Origin of the sequence: Polyangium jinanense, from assembly GCF_028435265.1 — a bacterium.
GTDB classification, from domain to species: Bacteria; Myxococcota_A; Polyangia; order Polyangiales; family Polyangiaceae; genus Polyangium; species Polyangium jinanense.
Genome location: NZ_JAGTJK010000017.1, coordinates 23949 through 40659, shown reverse-complemented (window position 1 = coordinate 40659; position 16711 = coordinate 23949). Strand labels below are relative to the sequence as shown.

Below are 16711 nucleotides of genomic sequence, written 5' to 3'. Positions count from 1 at the left end.
GCCAGCCATTACCGTTCCGTAGGACGAACCCCCGCGGCGAGCACCCTCCGCTTCTCGTCGAGCCACGCCCGCGCGGCCGCCTCGTTCGGCGAATGCCACACCCAGCGGTTGCGACTCCCGCGCAGCCAGCTCGCCCGGGCCATCATCTGCGACATCACGCGCACCGTGAAGCTCCCGCCATGGATCGCGAGCGCGCGTGGCGGCAGCCTGTGCCCGTTCGAAGTGAGCGCGTGCCGCGCCGCCGGCGTGATCGCGCCGAGCGACGTGAGATCCATGAGCAGAAGCACGAACGGAAGGTCCTGCGCCAGGACGATGAGGTGCTCGATCATCGCGCTCGCGATCTCCCCGTCGAAGTCCCCGCGTGGTTTCACCACGAACGTGTCGGGCGCCTCGAAGATCATCTCGCTGAGGCCGAAGGTTGCCCGGGTCTCCATGCCGCTCCACGTGAGAATACAGGATTTGACCCTCACGCGCCCCCGGGTTAGCCATGGGAGCATGAAGCTTCGTGCACCTCTCCTCCTTGCATTCACCTGCGCCGCGCTCGCCCCTGCGTCTGCCTCCGCGCAGCAACTCCGCTTCACCGCGACGGTGCCCGGCGGAATCGCGGGCACGGGCAACGCCCTCGGCTTGAGCAAGGCCACGAATGTGAACGGGCCCGGAGATCGTGACTCCATCGGCACGTTCATCTCGCTCGGCAATACCGTCGACGAGCCCGCCGCGGACCCGCAGAACCCCTGGCCGATGGGCACCACGGCGGACTGGAAGCTGAATGGGTCGAGCGCGGTGCTCTCGCTCCCCGAGGCCGAGGTGCTCTACGCGGAGCTGCTCTGGGGCGGCAGCTACGACTATGGCGGGGAGAACGTCACGGCGCTGCTCAACACAGCCGTGACCCTCGCGGCGAACGGCGCGACGATGATGGTCACGCCCGACCCCGCGACGGCGCTCACGATGAACGAGACGGCGGCCTCGGGCTTCGCGGTCCGTTATTACATGCGCTCGGCGGACGTAACGGATTTCGTCAAGCAAGCTGGCAAGGGCACGTACGAGGTGTCGGGCGTCCCGGCCACGCAGCCGAGCTCGATCAATAGTCTGAACGCCGCCGGCTGGACGCTCGTCGTCGCCTACCGCGACGAGGGCGTCCCCATGCGCAACCTCAGCATCTTCGTGGGCGGCTCGTTCGTCGACGAGAACACGACCCAGGATTACACGGTGAGCGGCTTCTGCGCGCCGCCGGCGGGCGTCGTCGAAGGCAGCATCATCGTGAGCACGATCGAGGGCGACGCGAACTTCGTCGGCGACCAGCTCCAGCTCGCCCCCACGGCAAACGGGCAGTTCAAGAATCTTTCGGGCCCGAACAACCCCTCGAACAATTTCTTTTGCTCGCAAATCAACGACGAGAACGGAAACCTCGACACCCAAGGCACGTTCGGCGATCGGAACCAGGACGCGATCGGCGGCAAGAACGTCAGCGGGGGTCGGCAAGGCTGGGACGTGACCACGGTGCCCCTGAGCTCCCAGGAAGGGCAGCTCCAGAATGGGCAGAGCTCGGCCGTCATCCGCACGCTCACCACGGACGACTCGTTTGCCCCGATCCTCGCGGCGTTCTCCATCGACGTGAATGCGCCGGACTTCAAAGGCGTGGCGAGCAGCGTCATCGACGCGCCGAGCTCGGTCTCGCTCGGCGACACCTTCACGGTCACGGCCATCCTCGCGAACAACGGCGACGTCGCGGCCGAGCAGATCGACTTCTCCCTCCCGCTCGAAGCGAGCCTCGGCCTGGTCTCGTTCGCGGTCGACGGCACCCCCGGTGACATCTCTGGCAACCCGGTTGACGGTGCCGCGCTCACGGCCGGCGTGCCGGTCGGGGATCTTCCGTCCGGGAAGACGAAGACGGTGACGCTCGAGCTCGAGGTGAAGGACGCGCCGGCGCTCGCGGGCTTTTTCCTCAAGGCGAAGTGGGGCTACGGCTTCGAGGTTTGCCCGAACAAACCGCTCGTCACCGAATCGTTCTCGCAATCGAAGCTCGTGCAGTACGCGGGCGGCGGCGGCGCGGGCGGCGCGGGCGGAGGGAGTGCCAGCGGCGGCGCAGGCGGCGCTGGCGGCGCGGGCGGCGCAGGCGGGGACGGCGGCGCGGCTGGCGATGGCGGCGCGGGTGGTGCCGGCGGCGCGGCCGCGGGCGGCAGCGACGGCGGCGCCTCCGAGTCCGGGAGCTGCGATTGCTCCGTGCCTGGACAAACCGCGCCCGCGGGCGGCGCGACGGCGGCCTTCGGGCTCCTCGCGCTTGCGGCGTTCCGGGGCGCGCGGCGCCGCGGCCGTTAGTCCTTGCCGGACCGCCTCCGCGGCGTGGCATATTGGTTGCCACACCAAACAAGAGCGCCGTGGGCCGAATCACCGGCCCACGGCAAATCGCGGAGGACCTATGCGGTCTCGCCCTTCCCGTACCTCGCTCGCCCTCGTCGCGCCTTCCTTCGTCCTGGTCGCCTCCGGCCTCGTCGCCTGCGACGGCGCGGTGCGACCCGTCGTCTCCTGCGAATCGCTGAGCTGCACCCCGGAGCCCTGGATCGCACGGCTCGAGGCGCCCACGGTCCAAAAGCTCGACCTCTTGCTCGCCCTCGACAACTCGCGCTCGATGGCCGACAAGCAAGCGCTGCTCGCGAGCGCGGTGCCCGACCTCGTCCTCCGCCTCGTGAACCCGCCTTGCGTCAATGCCGAGGGCGTGGCGGCGCAGCAGCAGCCTGACCATCCCCTCGATCCTTGCCCGGCGGGCACCTTTCGCGTGACGCCTCCGGTGCTCGACATCCACATCGGCGTGCTCAGCTCGAGCATCGGCGGGCACGGCGCGGATAGCTGTCCCGACCTCGTGCCCGACGAGAAAGCGTGCGCAGGACAGACGAACACGACGAACAACGACAAGGGCCACCTCGTCGCGCGGCTCGACGCCTGCGGCGGCGCTGCGGCGCCGACCTACGAGGATCGAGGCTTTCTGGCCTGGGATCCGGCGCAAGCGCTTTCGCCGCCCGGCGAGGAGAACCTCGCCACGCTTGGCGCGTCGCTCCGGGACATGGTGGCCGGCGTCGGACCGATCGGCTGCGAGTTCGAATCGCAGCTCGAGAGCGTGTATCGGTTCCTCGTCGATCCCGAGCCTTACGCGTCGATCTCCGTCGTCAACAACCGCGCCACGCCCGAGGGCACGGATACGGCCCTTCTGCAACAACGCAAGGCGTTCCTGCGGCCCGACTCGATGCTCGCGATCGTGCTGCTCTCGGACGAGAACGATTGCTCCATCAAGGAATACGGGCAGTTTTATTACGTCGGAATGGGAAAAACTCCCGACGGCACAGACGTGCGGGTCCCGCGCGCGCGGAAGGAATGCGCGATCGATCCGAACGATCCTTGCTGCAAATCCTGTGGGCAGGACCCGGGCAGTTGCCCCGAGGAGGCCGAGTGCATCGGACCGAACGGCGGCCCCGCGTTGCTCACGCCCGAGGAGGACGACAAAAACCTCCGGTGCTGGGATCAGAAGCGCCGCTTCGGCATCGATTTTCTCTATCCAGTGGATCGATACGTGCAGGCCTTCTCGTCCTACGAGATCCAGAATCGCGCCGGGGAGCTCGTCCCGAACCCCATTTTCGCGGACCTCGATCCGAACGACGACGTCTGGCAGAGCCGCGAACCTCGGGACGTGTTTTTCGCGGGCATCGTCGGCGTGCCCTGGCAGGACGTCGCGCGTGATCCGACGGACCTCGGAAAGGGCTTGAAGAGCGCGGACGAGCTCGAAGCGCCGATCGACGCGGCGGGCACCACGACCTGGGACGTGATCCTCGGAGACCCCACGAAATACGTGCGCCCGCTCGATCCGTTGATGATCGAGTCCGTCGCGAAACGCGCGGGGACGAACCCGATCACGGGCGACGTCCTCGTCGACGCGAATGCCCCAACGAAAAACCCCATCAACGGGCACGAGCGGACGATCGCCGGGGACGACCTGCAATACGCGTGTATCTTTCCCCTGCCGGAAGGGCAGGCGCGCGATTGCACGGACGAGACCCTCCCCGGATGTGATTGCAAAGCCACGGACAACGACAATCCCCTCTGCGCGCCGAACGCCATGAACGGCGGCGCGCCCACCTTGCAGGTCCGTGCGAAGGCCTATCCGAGCCTCCGGCAGCTCGCGGTGATGAAAGGTCTCGGCGAGCAGGCCGTCGTGGCTTCGGTTTGTCCGGCGAGCATCGAGGACACGGGCGGGTCCGGCGCCGGATATCGCCCGGCCGTGGACGCGCTCCACGCGCGGATGGCGAGGGCATTCGAGGATACCTGCCTGCCCCGGAGCCTCGAGACCGATCCGGAGGGCGGCCTGCCCTGCGTGGTCATCGAAGCGCGGCACGTGGACGAGGCCGCGTGCGCATGTGATCCGTCGGAGGGGCGGGTCGAGATCCCGCCAAAGCACACCCCGCTCGTCAACCTCGTCATGAGCGACCCGCAAGCGGCGAGCGAGCAGTGGAATTGCCTCTGCATGGTGAACCAGGCCGAGGAGGGCGCGGCGCGGACGGCTTGCCAAGAGGACGTCTCCGATCCGCCGCTCGCCAATGGCAATCCGGTCCACGGGTGGTGTTACGTCGACGCCACGGCCTCTCCGCCCCTCGGCAACCCGGAGCTCGTCTCGACCTGCCCGGAAAATCAAAAAAGGCGGATCCGCATCCCCGGGAGCGCCGGGCTCGGCTCCCCCGGCAGGATGTTCCTGTCCTGTTCCGCGAATTGAGTCGGCCTTGAGCCCCCGCGCGGGCCCTGATACGGTCCGCATGTGCGGATCCTCTCGCTCCTCGTCGCCACGATTCCCCTCGTCTCCCTCGCCGCGTGTGGCGCGGCGCAGAACCACGCCGTCGAGCGCGGCCCCATGGCTCCGCCGCCGGGCGAATCGGCCCTCTGCAGCCCGCTCCCGAACGAGCCCGCAAGCCAGCGCGTCGTCGCCCTGCCGGCCGCCGAGCGCGAGGCGCTGGAGAAACGGCTCGAAGAAGGCCCCGTCGCCGTGAAACTCGAAGGGTGCAAGCTCGTGGTCGTAAAGGCGTGCGAGCTACGCGCCTCGGCAGCGTACAGGGCCGCGCCGGAGGATGGATCGTTCACCCTGTCGAACGAGGCGGACATCGAGCGCGAAGTGCCGCTCGGCAAAGGTCGGCTCGGCACGGTCGTGAACGGCGGGCGGGCGCTCGAGGTAAAACTCGCGCAAGCGGGTCGATTCACGTTCGGCGGCGCGACCGCGACCCCCGAGGCGACCGAGGCGTGCAAAGAGGCGACGCACGTCGTTCGTGGATACACGATCGGCGCATTCGAGGTGGCCGAGTCGGCGTCCGGCGCGCCGGTGGAAAAGGCCGGTGATACGGAGGCGTGCGCGAAAGGCGCGGCAAATGCGACGACGCCGCCCGCCGGCTGCGGCGCGCTCGTGTCGATTGACCTCGTGGCGCTGGACCTGGGGGCGGACGACGATACGCGCCGGGTCGAGGTGTCGAGGCCGCCGAGCCCGATCACGGGGGAGGGCAAGCGTGACGAAGACGCGGATGGCTTCGTGGGTGGCGTCGATCAAGGCGCGCCGGCGCGCGGTGCGGTCGACGTGAAAGAAGAGGGCAAACCCAAGCCCGGGAAGCACTGCCCGCCGAAGGACCCGCTCTGCGCGTATTGACGCGCCCGCGCGGCGTTCACTTCGCCGGCGGGAGCTTCTTCCGCGCCTCGGCCGCGCGCTTCACGGGCGGCAGATCCGCGTCCGCGCGCGGCCAGAACGCGGCGAGCGCGTCGAGCGTCGCGACGGCCTCCGCATTCGCGCCCCGCTTCTGCTGAAGCGCCGCGAGCCGGACGAGGCCGTCGGCGACGTAGGGCCCGCAGAGCAGGTGCATGTCGAACACGTGCTTCGCGCATTTCTCGCGCTCGCCGAGGATCTTTTCGTAGGCTTGCTCGGCCTCGGCGAGCTTGCCGCGGAGCTCGAAGGCGCGGGCCTGGAGGTGCATCCGCCGAAAGCGGGGAAAATTGCCGCGCGCCTCGGGCGCGTCCGGAATGACGACGTCCTCCTTCCGGGCGACGGCGACGGCATACCCGAGCTCTTCATTGCCGCCGGACGCGAGGCGTTTCAGCTCGGCGAGCTCGGTCTCGGCGCGGGCCGTGTCGCCTTTTTCCAGCGCGAGCATGCCTTTCAAGCCCTTCAGCATGATCTTGGCCCGCTCCTCGTCTGTCTTCGCGAGCCCGAATCCCTCCCAGATGCGCGAGAGCTTGGCGAATTTCGCCTCGGCCTGGTCGAATCGACCAAGCACCACGTCGGCATACGACGGCAAGAGCACGCAGCGAAGAAGCGTGCCTTGTTTGCCTTTCTCCACGGCGAACGCGACGGCCTCTTCGAGCAAGGCGTCGGCCTCTCGCGCGCGCCCTTCGCGCAGGAGCACGAGCGGGTGGGTGCACATGAACGCGAGCCGATCCTCGACGTTTTTCGTATCGAGCAAGGTTTGCCGCTCGCGGGCGAACAGCGCCTCGTCCTCGGGTTTGCCCGTGGTCAAGAGGGAGAGCGCATACGTCACGTGCGCCGAAAAGGGCCCGCGCCGGGCGATCGCCTGTTCGAGATCGGCCCGTGCGGCGGCGGTGTCGCCCATGCGCATCCGCACCATCCCGCGTTGCGCGATGATCCACGGGGAAGCCCCCTGCAACGCGAGCGCCTTCTCCGCTTCGGAGAGCGCCTCGGGGAACTTCCCCGAATCCATGTAAAACGTCGATTCGAGGACATGCGTGAGCGCGTGCCGCCCGTCGATCGCGCGCGCGGCCTCGAATCGCGCGATGCACTCGGGCACCGTCCCCCGGTACGTGAAGTAATAAGCGACGAGCAGGTGTGCCAGGAAAAACTTCGGGTGCTTGGCCTTGAACGTCTCCCAGGCCGCGAGGCCCTTCGCGGCGTCCTCGTCCGACATTTCGAGGATCGCGACGAGCTCCGCGTCGCGGCCCGTGGTCCCGCGGACGGCCGTGACCGCCTCGTCGAACTCGCGCGTCGAATCCTCGTAATGGCCCTGCAGGGCGGCCGTCATGCCGAGCCAAACGTGCGGCCACGGATCACGAGGCGCCTTGTCGCGCACGGAGAGGAGCGCCGTCTCCGCGCCGTACACGTCCGCCTTGAGCAGGCTCTCGATCCCCCGCCGGAACTCCGCCTGCACGGCCGGATCCTGCGAGATCGTCGGGATGTCCTCGTCCTCGACCGGGGCGGCGGACGCGCTCGGCGCGACGTCCGCCGAGGGCTTCGGCCCGGACGACCCCTTCGTACCGAGCCAAACCCCGACCCCGCCGAGCGACAGCGAAACGGCCCCGATCACCGGGAAAAGCCATCCGGGCCGCGAGGTCTTTTGCTGTGCAACGGTTTTTTCCTGGCTCACGGCCGCCGCGACTTTTTCCTCGGCCTCCCCTGCCCCTTCGGGCGGGCGCGGCGCGGCTGTCTTGCGTGATCCCGGCCCGGACGGGCGTTTGTCCCCGCCGGCCACGAGCGCCGCGACGTCGGCGTCGAGCGAGGAAAACGCGGCCGCGAGCGCCTTGCTCTTCACTACGTCGCCGCTCGCGTAATCGAGGTACTCGGCCGCGTTGCGATATCCATTGAAAAAAAGCGCGCGCTCCCGCTCCTCGCCGCCCTCGAACAGCACCCACGGGTGGAGCGACGCGAAATGGCCGTCCTTCCGCAGGTACACCCGGCCCGGCAGGATGTCCTCCCCCGCCTGCGCCGCGCCCTCGCGCTCGGACGCGAGGCCTTCGAGCCGCACAATCTGGGCCTTGCGGTCGCCGTCCGCCCCAATCTCCACCTTCTCCACGAACACCAGCATGGCGTCGGGCGGGAAAAACATCCCGGCGCGCCAGGCGGGCTCGATCGCTTCCAGAAAGACCCGCGCGGCCTCCTGATTGAACGCGTCGTTCCGCGTGGATCCGTGCCCGATGACCTTGTTCCGGTACGCCGGCAGGAGCGCGAGCAGCTTCTGCGCGTTCGTCGATTTCGGCGCCTGCCGGCTGTCGGTCCCGACCTCCGCGAGCAGCGCGTGCAGCGCGAGCAGCGCCGGATCCGTGAGGCTGCCCGGCCGCGCCGGCATCGCCTTCACCCAGTGCCCCGTCGAGGGCATGCCGAGCGTGCTCACGTCCGCGGGCGGCTCGGCCGCCACCGTGAGGCGGATGCTCGCCTCCCAGGCGTAATACGAAGCGAGGTGCTTCCGGGTTGGGTCCGTGGCGTTGCGCGCGCGTCGAACGAGCGCCGCAATCGGCAGCGGCAGGGGCGGGGCGGCCATCGCCGGCCACGCTAGCACGGCAGGCCAGGGCCACGGAACGCGCTTTCGTGGTGCGCGCGGGCCGAGCCGTCGCTTCCGCCTTCCGCGCCCGGCCCCGTCCGGGTTACGATGATTGCTTCGAGGTCCTTGCCATGAAACGACGCGCGGATGGGCGCGAGCAAACCCGCGCGCCGCGCCTCTTGCGCCAGCCCTTTTATTGCGAAGAGAACGTCTGGCACCTCTGCCAGGAGCCCGCGCTCGTGGACAAGCGGCGCGACGTGGTGTTCATCTCGAACGCCGAGCGCGCATGCCCCATGTGGTCGCAGAAAGCTGGCCGGGGCAAACCCATCGTGTGGGATTACCACGTCGTCCTGCTCGTCCGGGATCCGCCGGAGATCTGGGACGTCGACTGCACTTTCGGTGTCCCCCTGCCCGCGATGGAGTGGCTCCGGGGAAGCTTTCACCCGGGCGTGCCGCCGCCGTACTTGCCCTCGTTCCGCGTCGTCCCGGCCGATCTCTTCGCCCGGACGTTCGCGTCGGACCGCTCGCACATGCGCTTGCCGGACGGTACGTTCCGTAAGCCCCCGCCGCCATGGCCGCCTGTAGGTGCGGAAAGCGTCCCCTCGAACCTGATGTCGTTCGTCGACGTAACGCGGCCGTTCCACGGCGAAGTGCTCTCGCTCGCCGCGTTCGCCGCGCGCGTCGGCTAGCCAAGGGCCGCGGTGTCGGTATATGCTCCCGCCCGAGGCAGCTTGGGTCCCCCGTAGACACCGATGGGAACAGACGATCGTGACGACGGACGACGAGACTGGCCGCCCCCGAGCGCGGGGCCGCCGAGCGACGCCGGTCTGCGCGAGGCCGTCACCATGCTGCGGCGCCTGCGCGCCGGCGATCTCGTGTTCCCGAGCCGCGAGCGCGTCGGGCTCGTCGGCGAGATCCTCCGCGAGATCGAGGCCCTCGGAAGCAAGGTCCTCTCCGAGCGCAAGTCCGAGGACGAGCGGATCGCCACGCTGACGAACGTGGTCGTGCAGCTCGCAGCGCTGAACTTCGAGGCGCGCGCATCCATCAGCCCCGCACACGACAAGCTCGACGGGATCGCAGCCGGGCTCAACATGCTGCGCGAGGAGCTGCAGAGCTCGACGGTCTCGCGGACCTACCTCGACAGCGTCTTCGCCTCGATGGCAGACGCGCTCGTCGTCGTCGACGCGGCAGGGCTCGTGCGAACCGTGAACCGCGCGACGACGGAGCTCCTCGGCTTCAGCGAGCGCGAGCTCCTCGGCAAGCCCGTGAGCACGCTCTTCCTGGAGGAGCACGATCCCGCGCAGATCCTCGCGCTCCACGGGCACGAGATGCAGTGTTTGACGAAGTCGGGCGCGGTCATCGAGGCCTCGGTGTCGACCTCGCCGCTCCAGAACGGGAGCACGATCGAAGGTTTCGTCTGCGTGCTGCGCGACATCACGGACCGCAAGCGCGCCGAGGAAGAGCGCATGCGCCTCGAGGAGGCGATCCGCGCGAAGAACGATCTCATCCGGACGATGAGCACGCCGCTCATCCCGATCACCGACGACATCGTGGTCATGCCGCTCGTGGGCACGCTCGATCAGGAGCGCGCCGATCAGGTGATCGAGTCCCTCTTGCGAGGCATCGCAAAGGCCCAGCCGCGCGTCGCGATCCTCGACATCACGGCAGTGCCCGTGGTGGACGCGGACGTAGCAGGCGCGCTCGTCCGCGCGGCGCACGCGGCGCGTATGCTCGGCGTGGACGTGGTCCTCACGGGCCTGCGCGCCGAGGTGGCGAAGACCCTCGTCGACATGGGGCTCGATTTGCCCGGTGTCAGGACGTGCAGCACGCTGAAGAGCGGCATTGCGCTCTCGATGAACCGCAAGGCACAGAAGGCCGAGGCTCCCAGGAGAAGTTCATAATGGTTTCGAGCGACGTTCCGGGCGAGATAGAGACGCGAGGGGCCGTGCTGACGTACGACCCGCGCGGATTCGTCAAAAAGGTGACGAAAGACGGAGCGGAATACACGCTGCAGGACGCCGAGGAAGATTTCGAGGCGGCCAAGAAGCTCGGCGGCGGGCAGCCGCGCCCCCTGCTCGTGGACGAGCGGGGCCTGCGCGGCGCCGATCACGCGGTCCGCAAGTTCTGGGTGAGCCCCGACGTCCCGGCCGTCTGTAAATGCGTCGCGGTGATCACAGGCAGCTCGCCGGTCAGCAACATGATCGGCAACTTCGTGATCACAGTCTCGAAGCCCGCCGTCCCGACGAAGCTGTTTGCCTCGGAGCAGGCCGCAATGCCGTGGATCGAGTGGTTTCTCGACGACGAGCACGATAGCCCGCCGCCGTCGATCCGTTTTCGCTGAGGGGAGTTCATTTCACAGCGTATCGCCGGGGTTTCACCCCGGGCCCGACCAGGGGCTCTTCGCCCCTGGACCCGAACCAGGGCACAGCCCTGGACCTCAGGTACATCGACCGCGATGCGGTCGATGTAAAACGCGAAAGCCCCGGCCGCCCGTCATTGTGCCCGCCGCGTTTCCTCCGCGTGCTTTCGGGCCGCCGCAACGCAAGCCTCTCGTTTCATGAAAAACGCCGGCCAGGCGTCGCCCGAGGTGTCTTCGAAGACGAGCCCGGCGAGCGCGCGGTTGATCCGCGGGATTTCGGCGGAGACGGCGTCCACAGGGCAAGCCGCGCACGCGGGGAGCGCCTCGCCTTCGGCCGGCCCCCTCCGCCCCCGGGCGACCGCGATCCCAAAGGCATGGCCTGGCTCGTGGGAATGGAGCTTCGCCACGAGGCGCGTGCACCGCGCGCAGGCGCCCACACCGCCGTCGGCCTCCGCACACGAATGCTCCTCGAACACCATGCACACGGCATGCGCGGAGACACGCGTCGCGCCATAAAGGATCGCGTCGTCGCGAATCTCGAAGAGCGTGCCAGACGGAGACCACGCCGATCCGTACGCTGTCATCGATTCGGTTTTCTGGCCGCGCGCGTCTGTCTGTATCGTCCGATTGTGCGGCCCATATAAGGTAACGTTCCGGTCGAGCTCGAGATGCTCGAAGGAGCCGGAGCGCGCGAGCTTCGGGCGGCCCTCGCCGCCGTCTGTTGGAATCTCGGCATGGAGGGATTCGGGCTGCACCTCGAACACGACGCGCCGGCAGAGCCCCTGCGGCGCCGGAGCGTCGTGCTGGAGCAGCTCTTCGGGGACGAAAAGCGCGACCGTGTGGCCGGCCTTCAAAAACCTCGAAAAGTCCACCGGCGTCGTGCCGCTGCGAAGGTCCTTTAGCTCGGGCAGGTGCGCGCGGGCATAGGCGAGGCGCTCGGCCTCGGGGAGCGCCGCGATGCGCGCGAGCTCCGGATCCTCGACCGGGGTCACCTTCGGCGCGGCAAGGACAGCGGGCCCGGCATCGCCGCTGTCGGGCCCCGCTTCCGAGGGACCCGCGTCGTCCACGGGCGGCGCCGTGCCCCCCACGCCCGGAGACGGCGCGCCGGCGCACGCCACGACGGCGGCGGCCACGAGCGTGAGAGAGGCGAAGAGCGGCAAAAGGGAAGTACGCATGCCCGAGGCGGATGGTAACCCGGGCCGCCGCCAGGCGCGAGCAGGACCGACGTGCTCAGCCGGAGAAAAGCGCCTGCACGAGCTTGCCGAACCGGTTCACGAAAAAGCCGGCGACGGCGAGGAAGCCGATCGAGAGGAGAGCGACGCGCGCGGCGAGGGGTCGCGAAAAGGTTTGTCGCCGAAAGAAGGCCTTGATGCGCCCGGGCAAACGCACGGCGAGCTCGACGAGCGAGGTGCGAGGTTTTCCCGAGGTCGCGCGATTCCGCCCGGCGCGCCGGTACAAGAACGAGCCGAGCCCTGCAAAAAGCCCGAGCACGAAGGCGAACTTCAGCGGGAGCAGGAGATACGCCCGGACGAACGGGACGCGGGCGCGGACGACGGTGCCGGGGCCGACCCAGTACCGCACGTGCGATTTCTCCGTGTTCGTAGCGATGAGCTCGGTCCATGTGGGCGCGACGGCGGGGGCCGCGCGCTCTTCGCCCTCCTCGGATTCGTTCCAGCGGACGGCGCGCTTCAAATGCGGCGGCTTGTGCCAGCTCGCGGCGCCGGCATAGACTTCGGCGGGGACGTCGGTCCGGAGGTCGAGGTATTCGTTGTGGGCCGGCAGGTAGAGCCGCCATCGCCATGCGGCCGCGCCGAGGTCGAGCGCGGGGAGCGCGAGCTCGGGCGCGCCGAAGAGGCCGAGCGCGGGCAGGCTCGATTCGAGTACGATGTCGAGCGTGATGGGCTCCTCGTGATCGGCACCGCGCGAACGTTGCAGTGGCAAAAGGAGTTTTCCGTCCTCGCCACGGCTCGGCCGCGCGGGCTCGCCGTCGAGGCGGACGGCGCGGACCTCGGTATTCGGCGGCAATCCGAGCGCGAGGCTCGGCCGCGAGGCATTGCGGAGGACGACACGGAGATCCGTGACGAGCTTGCCCTCGGCCGCGAGGACGCTCGTGGCCTCGACGACGTCGATCGCGCCTTCTTCGAGCTCCTGCTCGGGCAACCGCTCGACGGAGAGGCCGAGCGCGGGCGACGCCGCGTGATAACGATAGGCGTCGAGAATCGGGCTCACCGCGCTCGCGCGCGCCTCGGTCGGGAGCTCGGGGACGGCGACGGCGACGAGGCCCTCGCGCGAGGTCTCGCCGATGCGCATCTTGCCCGGGACCTCGACGGCAAGCCAGCCATGCTCGCGCTCGACGCCGAGGCAATGCGGGAGGCGCGCCATCACGCGATCCTTGGCGCCGCCGCGCAGGCGCAGGCGGAGCGAGAGCTCGTAGGTGCCCTCGATCGGGAAGGCGGTCTCGCCGCGGAGGAGGATTCCGTCGTCTTTGCGTTCGGTCGTGGAATGGAAGGCGCCCTCGCCCTCCGCGGAGACGACCTCGACGCCGTCAGGGAGCGCGACCTCGAACGATTGCATCGCGCCGCGTAGAATGGTGTAACGGACGACGGTGAAGAGCTCGACGGCGCGCTCGTCGATGCTGAGGAGCGAGACGGTCTCCGCGACGGCGCGCGCGGCGCCCGGGGCCTCGACGCCGCCCACGTCGCGGAAGCCGACGACGCGGATCTCGGTCGTGGGCGCGAGCGTGGCGCGCGCGGTGGTGCCGCCGCGCTCGGCGCGGACCTCGCTGACGACGGCGCCGTCGAAGCGGGGCGAGAGGCCCTCCGAGGGGAGGCGAATCGCCACGCGGGTGCTCGGCGTGCGCGCCGATCGAAATGCGTATTCGATGGATCCGCGCCCGCCGCGCGGGCCCACGAGCAAGGAGAGCTCGACGGTCACGACGCCTTTGCGATCGGTGACCCAGACGTGATACCCGGGCCGGCGCGTGACGCCGATGGGCTCACCGTCCGCGGTGGCCGAGACGAGCGCGACGTCGTCGCCGACGAGCGGCACGAATTTGAGCCCGTCGCCGGCGAGCGTGACGACGAGTTTTTCCCGGAGCGCGAGCACGCCGCCCTCGACCTCACCCTCGTACGACGCGGCGCCGAGGACCACGGGCGCCGCTGCGAAGGTCGCGCGGGTGTTCCGAATACGCGCGGCGCGGCGGGCGAGCTCGCTGTATTCGGCGAGCGGCACGGTCGCGGTGCCGCCTTCCGCGGCAGGCTCGGCTTCGTTCGCCGCGGCCTTCGCTTCGCCCTCGGCCGGCGGAGGCGCGTTGAGCTTCATGACCTCGTCGAATTGCGTCGTGGGGGCCTTGGGCGATTCTTCCGATTCGGCCTCTTCGCCCTCACTCCCCTTCCCTTCCTCGCTGCCCTCGCTTTCGGCCGCCTGGTCCTCTTCGGACGCCTGTTCGCTGTCGCTCTCCTCGGCCACGGCGTGCGTGGCCACGAGCGACGAGAGCACGAGCAGGAGAAGCGCGAAAAAAGCACCCGATCGATTACGTTGCATGACGAGACCTCCGCCGCTCCGCGAGGCTCCGCAAGCGGAACCACGCGGCGGATAGCAGCACGAGCGCAGCCAGGGACAAGAGCGTCGGACGAAGGGCGAGCTCGCCGAGGAGCCAGGAAAAACCCGCGGCTGCGACGAGCCTGCGGGCCGTGATCGCCCGGAAGAGGAGCCACGGCGCGCGTGCAAAGGCGCGCGCGAGGCGGCGGACGCGGGGCCACGCGCGGCGCGCGAGCGCGAGGAGAAGCGCGAAATCGAGGCCCCAGAGGATCCGGCGGTGAATGCCGGGGACGAAATGGGCGAGGCAAAGGACGAGGACGAGCGTGGCGACGAGCGCAAGGACGGGCGCGCGGCCGCGGCGCCGGAGCGCGACGGCGGCCGCGACGAACACGGCCGCGAGCGCGCCGTGCCGGGCCCAAGAGAGCAGGCCGTTCGACGCGTAGACGACGGTGATCTCGGGGACTTCACGGCCGAGGAGGATGCGGCGGAAGCGATACCGCTCGCCGACGAGAGGAAACTCGGTCAGCGCGGCGAAGGGCTCGCCGCCGCCCGTGGCCTCGTCGTTGTAGATGGCGCGACGCTTCTGGAGGATGTTTTCGTATCCGCCCGCCGACGCGGTCGAGACGCCGAGCGCCGATTGCAGGTACCATTGCAACCGGCGGAACGGGTCGTATTTGATGCGGGACGCTTGCCGGAGGTTGCCCCGGAATTCGAGGGGCTCGTGCGAGGACGGGAAGTAGACGTGCCAGACCGCCTTCGTGGTGTCGACGTCGAGGCCCGGGAGGCGGAGTTTTTCCAGGCCAAACGCGCCGAGCGCGTGGAGGGGGCGCTCGTAGGCGACCTCGATGACGAAAAACGCCTCTTTCGTGGCCTCGGCGGCGGGGGGAATTTCGAGGCGCATGTCCTTCGCGAGGGCGCCGCTCTCCGGAAGGACGGCGCGGTTTTTCGCGACGATGCGCTGCCAGGCGGAGGGGTCGGCATAATAAAGGTTCGCGACGTCGCTCAGGGTCTCGCCGGCGCGCACGACGTGAATGCGCGTCTGATCGGCGGCGAGGCGCTCGCTCTGGCGGAGCGGCAAGAGGAGGCGCTGGCCGAGCAGGGCGGGACGTACCTCGCGGCCGTCGATGAACGAGCGCAGCGGGCGCGCACCCTCGGGCAAGGAAAGCTCGACGTATTGCCGGCCGTCATTGCGAATCCGAAGCGCGACCTTCGTGCGTTCGGTGCCGTCGCCGAGGACGACCGTGGACGCCGAGAGCTCGTCGACGACCGTGCGCGCGAGCTCGAGCTCGGGCAAGGGCGAGGCCGAGAGCACGATGCGCGGCGCTTTTTCGAATCGATACCCGAAGAGCACGGGGCCCGTGCCAAGCGCCTGGAGCTCCTCCGGAATCTCGCGTGGCGCGAGGCGCTCGGCGGCTTCGACACCGCGCGGATCCAGGCGCAATCCCGGTGGACCGAGCACGCCGAGCGAGCCCACGGTGGGAATGGGCGCGGACGGCAAGGGCATCACGAGCTCGATGGGCGCCTGCGGCTGGTTCGCAAGCTGGAAATCGACGCGGATCTGCGCCTCGTCGGCGACGAGGTGACGGAGGAGGACGACGAGGACGCGGCCGTCTTTTTCGGTGACGAGGGGATGCCATTGCAGGACGGCGTTCCCCTCGACGCGCAGGACCTCCACAGCTTGCGGCAAGGAGAGCCGGATCGTGTCGGTCTCGCCTTCGAGGACGTGGAGGTCGATCCGGCTCTGGCCGGTGACGAGGGCCTCGCTGACGCGGAAAAGCGTGTGCTCGCGGGCCTCGATGCGAGCCTCGCCGCGCGGCTCGCTCGCCTTGCTCTGTTTCCAGGACAAACGGAGCTCGCCGCTCCCGTCGAGGTGGCCCGTGACCACGGTATCGCCGCCTTGCTCGGTGAACGAGGCGAGCGCGCCGCCGGCGAGGGTCGGCGTGATGCCCCGCTCGGCAATGCGTGCTTCGAGCGCGACCGGGCCTCCCTCGGGGAGCGAAAGGTCGAGCGTGCGGGTGAATCGCTCGGTCTCGCGGCCCCAGTGGAAATCGACCGTGAGCTCGTGGCGGCCGGGTTGATCGAGCGGGAGGGCATATCGCTCGCCGTCCTCGAGCAGCGCGGCGGGGTCGCCGTCGAGCGTGACCTCGCCGAGGACGGCGCGATGATCGAGGACGGGGACGCGTACGGGGCCGCCGCCGGGCAAGACGTCGAAGCGGGCGACGAGGCGGCCGGTCCAGAGGCCTTTGCGGAAGCGGCCCTCGATTCGTCGCGAGACCCAGAGCACGCCTTCGGCGGCGCGATGCGGGGGCGCGGGCGCGGCGAGCTGGTCTTCGAGAGCGCGCCACCGTGATAACGGTAGAGTTATGGTGCCTTTGGATTCTTTCGATTCCGGCGGCGCGGCGGCTGCGAGGGCGCCGAGGCCGAGGACGAAGAAAAACACCGCGAGAAAGAGGATGGCGTCACGCGGGCGTCGCATGGGGGCGCAAAACGCCGAACGAACGAGACGCATTCCAGGGACGAACCT

11 protein-coding genes are annotated in these 16711 nt (G+C 69.2%); 6 read left to right on the top strand and 5 right to left on the bottom strand.

Annotated elements, in window-relative coordinates; translation table 11 throughout:
* Positions 1-8 precede the first annotated feature (8 nt).
* On the bottom strand, positions 9-434 hold the full coding sequence (locus tag KEG38_RS27365; protein WP_272422876.1) for a SpoIIAA family protein: 426 nt from the start codon (positions 432-434) through the stop codon (positions 9-11).
* A 61-nt stretch (positions 435-495) separates the two neighbouring features.
* Here KEG38_RS27365 and KEG38_RS27360 point away from each other — a divergent pair, with 61 nt between their 5' ends.
* From KEG38_RS27360 to KEG38_RS27350, 3 genes are all read left to right on the top strand, one after another.
* Positions 496-2319 carry an MYXO-CTERM sorting domain-containing protein gene (locus KEG38_RS27360; RefSeq protein WP_272422875.1) on the top strand — a complete coding sequence of 608 codons (1824 nt, stop codon included), beginning with the start codon at positions 496-498 and terminating at the stop codon, positions 2317-2319.
* A gap of 100 nt (positions 2320-2419) precedes the next feature.
* On the top strand, positions 2420-4759 hold the full coding sequence (locus KEG38_RS27355; protein WP_272422874.1) for a hypothetical protein: 2340 nt from the start codon (positions 2420-2422) through the stop codon (positions 4757-4759).
* Between the two features lie 42 nt (positions 4760-4801).
* Complete coding sequence (locus KEG38_RS27350) at positions 4802-5674, top strand: hypothetical protein (protein WP_272422873.1); 873 nt, start codon at positions 4802-4804, stop codon at positions 5672-5674.
* Positions 5675-5690: 16 nt separating this feature from the next.
* Here KEG38_RS27350 and KEG38_RS27345 read toward each other — a convergent pair whose 3' ends face one another.
* Complete coding sequence (locus KEG38_RS27345) at positions 5691-8288, bottom strand: tetratricopeptide repeat protein (RefSeq protein ID WP_272422872.1); 2598 nt, start codon at positions 8286-8288, stop codon at positions 5691-5693.
* 131 nt (positions 8289-8419) lie between these two features.
* Between KEG38_RS27345 and KEG38_RS27340 the strand changes: the two genes are divergently transcribed.
* From KEG38_RS27340 to KEG38_RS27330, 3 genes are all read left to right on the top strand, one after another.
* Complete coding sequence (locus KEG38_RS27340; protein WP_272422871.1) at positions 8420-8977, top strand: protein N-terminal glutamine amidohydrolase; 558 nt, start codon at positions 8420-8422, stop codon at positions 8975-8977.
* A gap of 63 nt (positions 8978-9040) precedes the next feature.
* A complete protein-coding gene (locus tag KEG38_RS27335) occupies positions 9041-10189 on the top strand; it encodes a PAS domain S-box protein (protein ID WP_272422870.1) in 1149 nt (382 codons plus the stop codon).
* A 44-nt stretch (positions 10190-10233) separates the two neighbouring features.
* Entirely contained in the window at positions 10234-10629 is a 396-nt protein-coding gene (locus tag KEG38_RS27330) for a DUF7793 family protein (RefSeq protein ID WP_272422869.1), read from the top strand.
* 152 nt (positions 10630-10781) lie between these two features.
* Here KEG38_RS27330 and KEG38_RS27325 read toward each other — a convergent pair whose 3' ends face one another.
* Genes KEG38_RS27325 through KEG38_RS27315 form a run of 3 tightly spaced genes read right to left on the bottom strand, consistent with a single transcriptional unit; the run spans position 10782 to position 16663 of the window.
* Positions 10782-11822 carry a hypothetical protein gene (locus KEG38_RS27325; RefSeq protein ID WP_272422868.1) on the bottom strand — a complete coding sequence of 347 codons (1041 nt, stop codon included), beginning with the start codon at positions 11820-11822 and terminating at the stop codon, positions 10782-10784.
* Between the two features lie 55 nt (positions 11823-11877).
* Positions 11878-14190 carry a hypothetical protein gene (locus tag KEG38_RS27320; protein ID WP_272422867.1) on the bottom strand — a complete coding sequence of 771 codons (2313 nt, stop codon included), beginning with the start codon at positions 14188-14190 and terminating at the stop codon, positions 11878-11880.
* Positions 14180-16663 carry a LysM peptidoglycan-binding domain-containing protein gene (locus KEG38_RS27315; RefSeq protein WP_272422866.1) on the bottom strand — a complete coding sequence of 828 codons (2484 nt, stop codon included), beginning with the start codon at positions 16661-16663 and terminating at the stop codon, positions 14180-14182. Before KEG38_RS27315 ends, KEG38_RS27320 begins: the two co-directional genes overlap by 11 nt.
* Positions 16664-16711 lie beyond the last annotated feature (48 nt).

What these genes read in the sequence shown, in the direction of transcription:
- KEG38_RS27365 (WP_272422876.1), bottom strand. Translation starts at nt 434, where the DNA reads ATGGAGACCCGGGCAACCTTCGGCCTCAGCGAGATGATCTTCGAGGCG.
- KEG38_RS27360 (WP_272422875.1), top strand. Translation starts at nt 496, where the DNA reads ATGAAGCTTCGTGCACCTCTCCTCCTTGCATTCACCTGCGCCGCGCTC.
- KEG38_RS27355 (WP_272422874.1), top strand. Translation starts at nt 2,420, where the DNA reads ATGCGGTCTCGCCCTTCCCGTACCTCGCTCGCCCTCGTCGCGCCTTCC.
- KEG38_RS27345 (WP_272422872.1), bottom strand. Translation starts at nt 8,288, where the DNA reads ATGGCCGCCCCGCCCCTGCCGCTGCCGATTGCGGCGCTCGTTCGACGC.
- KEG38_RS27340 (WP_272422871.1), top strand. Translation starts at nt 8,420, where the DNA reads ATGAAACGACGCGCGGATGGGCGCGAGCAAACCCGCGCGCCGCGCCTC.
- KEG38_RS27335 (WP_272422870.1), top strand. Translation starts at nt 9,041, where the DNA reads ATGGGAACAGACGATCGTGACGACGGACGACGAGACTGGCCGCCCCCG.
- KEG38_RS27325 (WP_272422868.1), bottom strand. Translation starts at nt 11,822, where the DNA reads ATGCGTACTTCCCTTTTGCCGCTCTTCGCCTCTCTCACGCTCGTGGCC.
- KEG38_RS27320 (WP_272422867.1), bottom strand. Translation starts at nt 14,190, where the DNA reads ATGCAACGTAATCGATCGGGTGCTTTTTTCGCGCTTCTCCTGCTCGTG.
- KEG38_RS27315 (WP_272422866.1), bottom strand. Translation starts at nt 16,663, where the DNA reads ATGCGACGCCCGCGTGACGCCATCCTCTTTCTCGCGGTGTTTTTCTTC.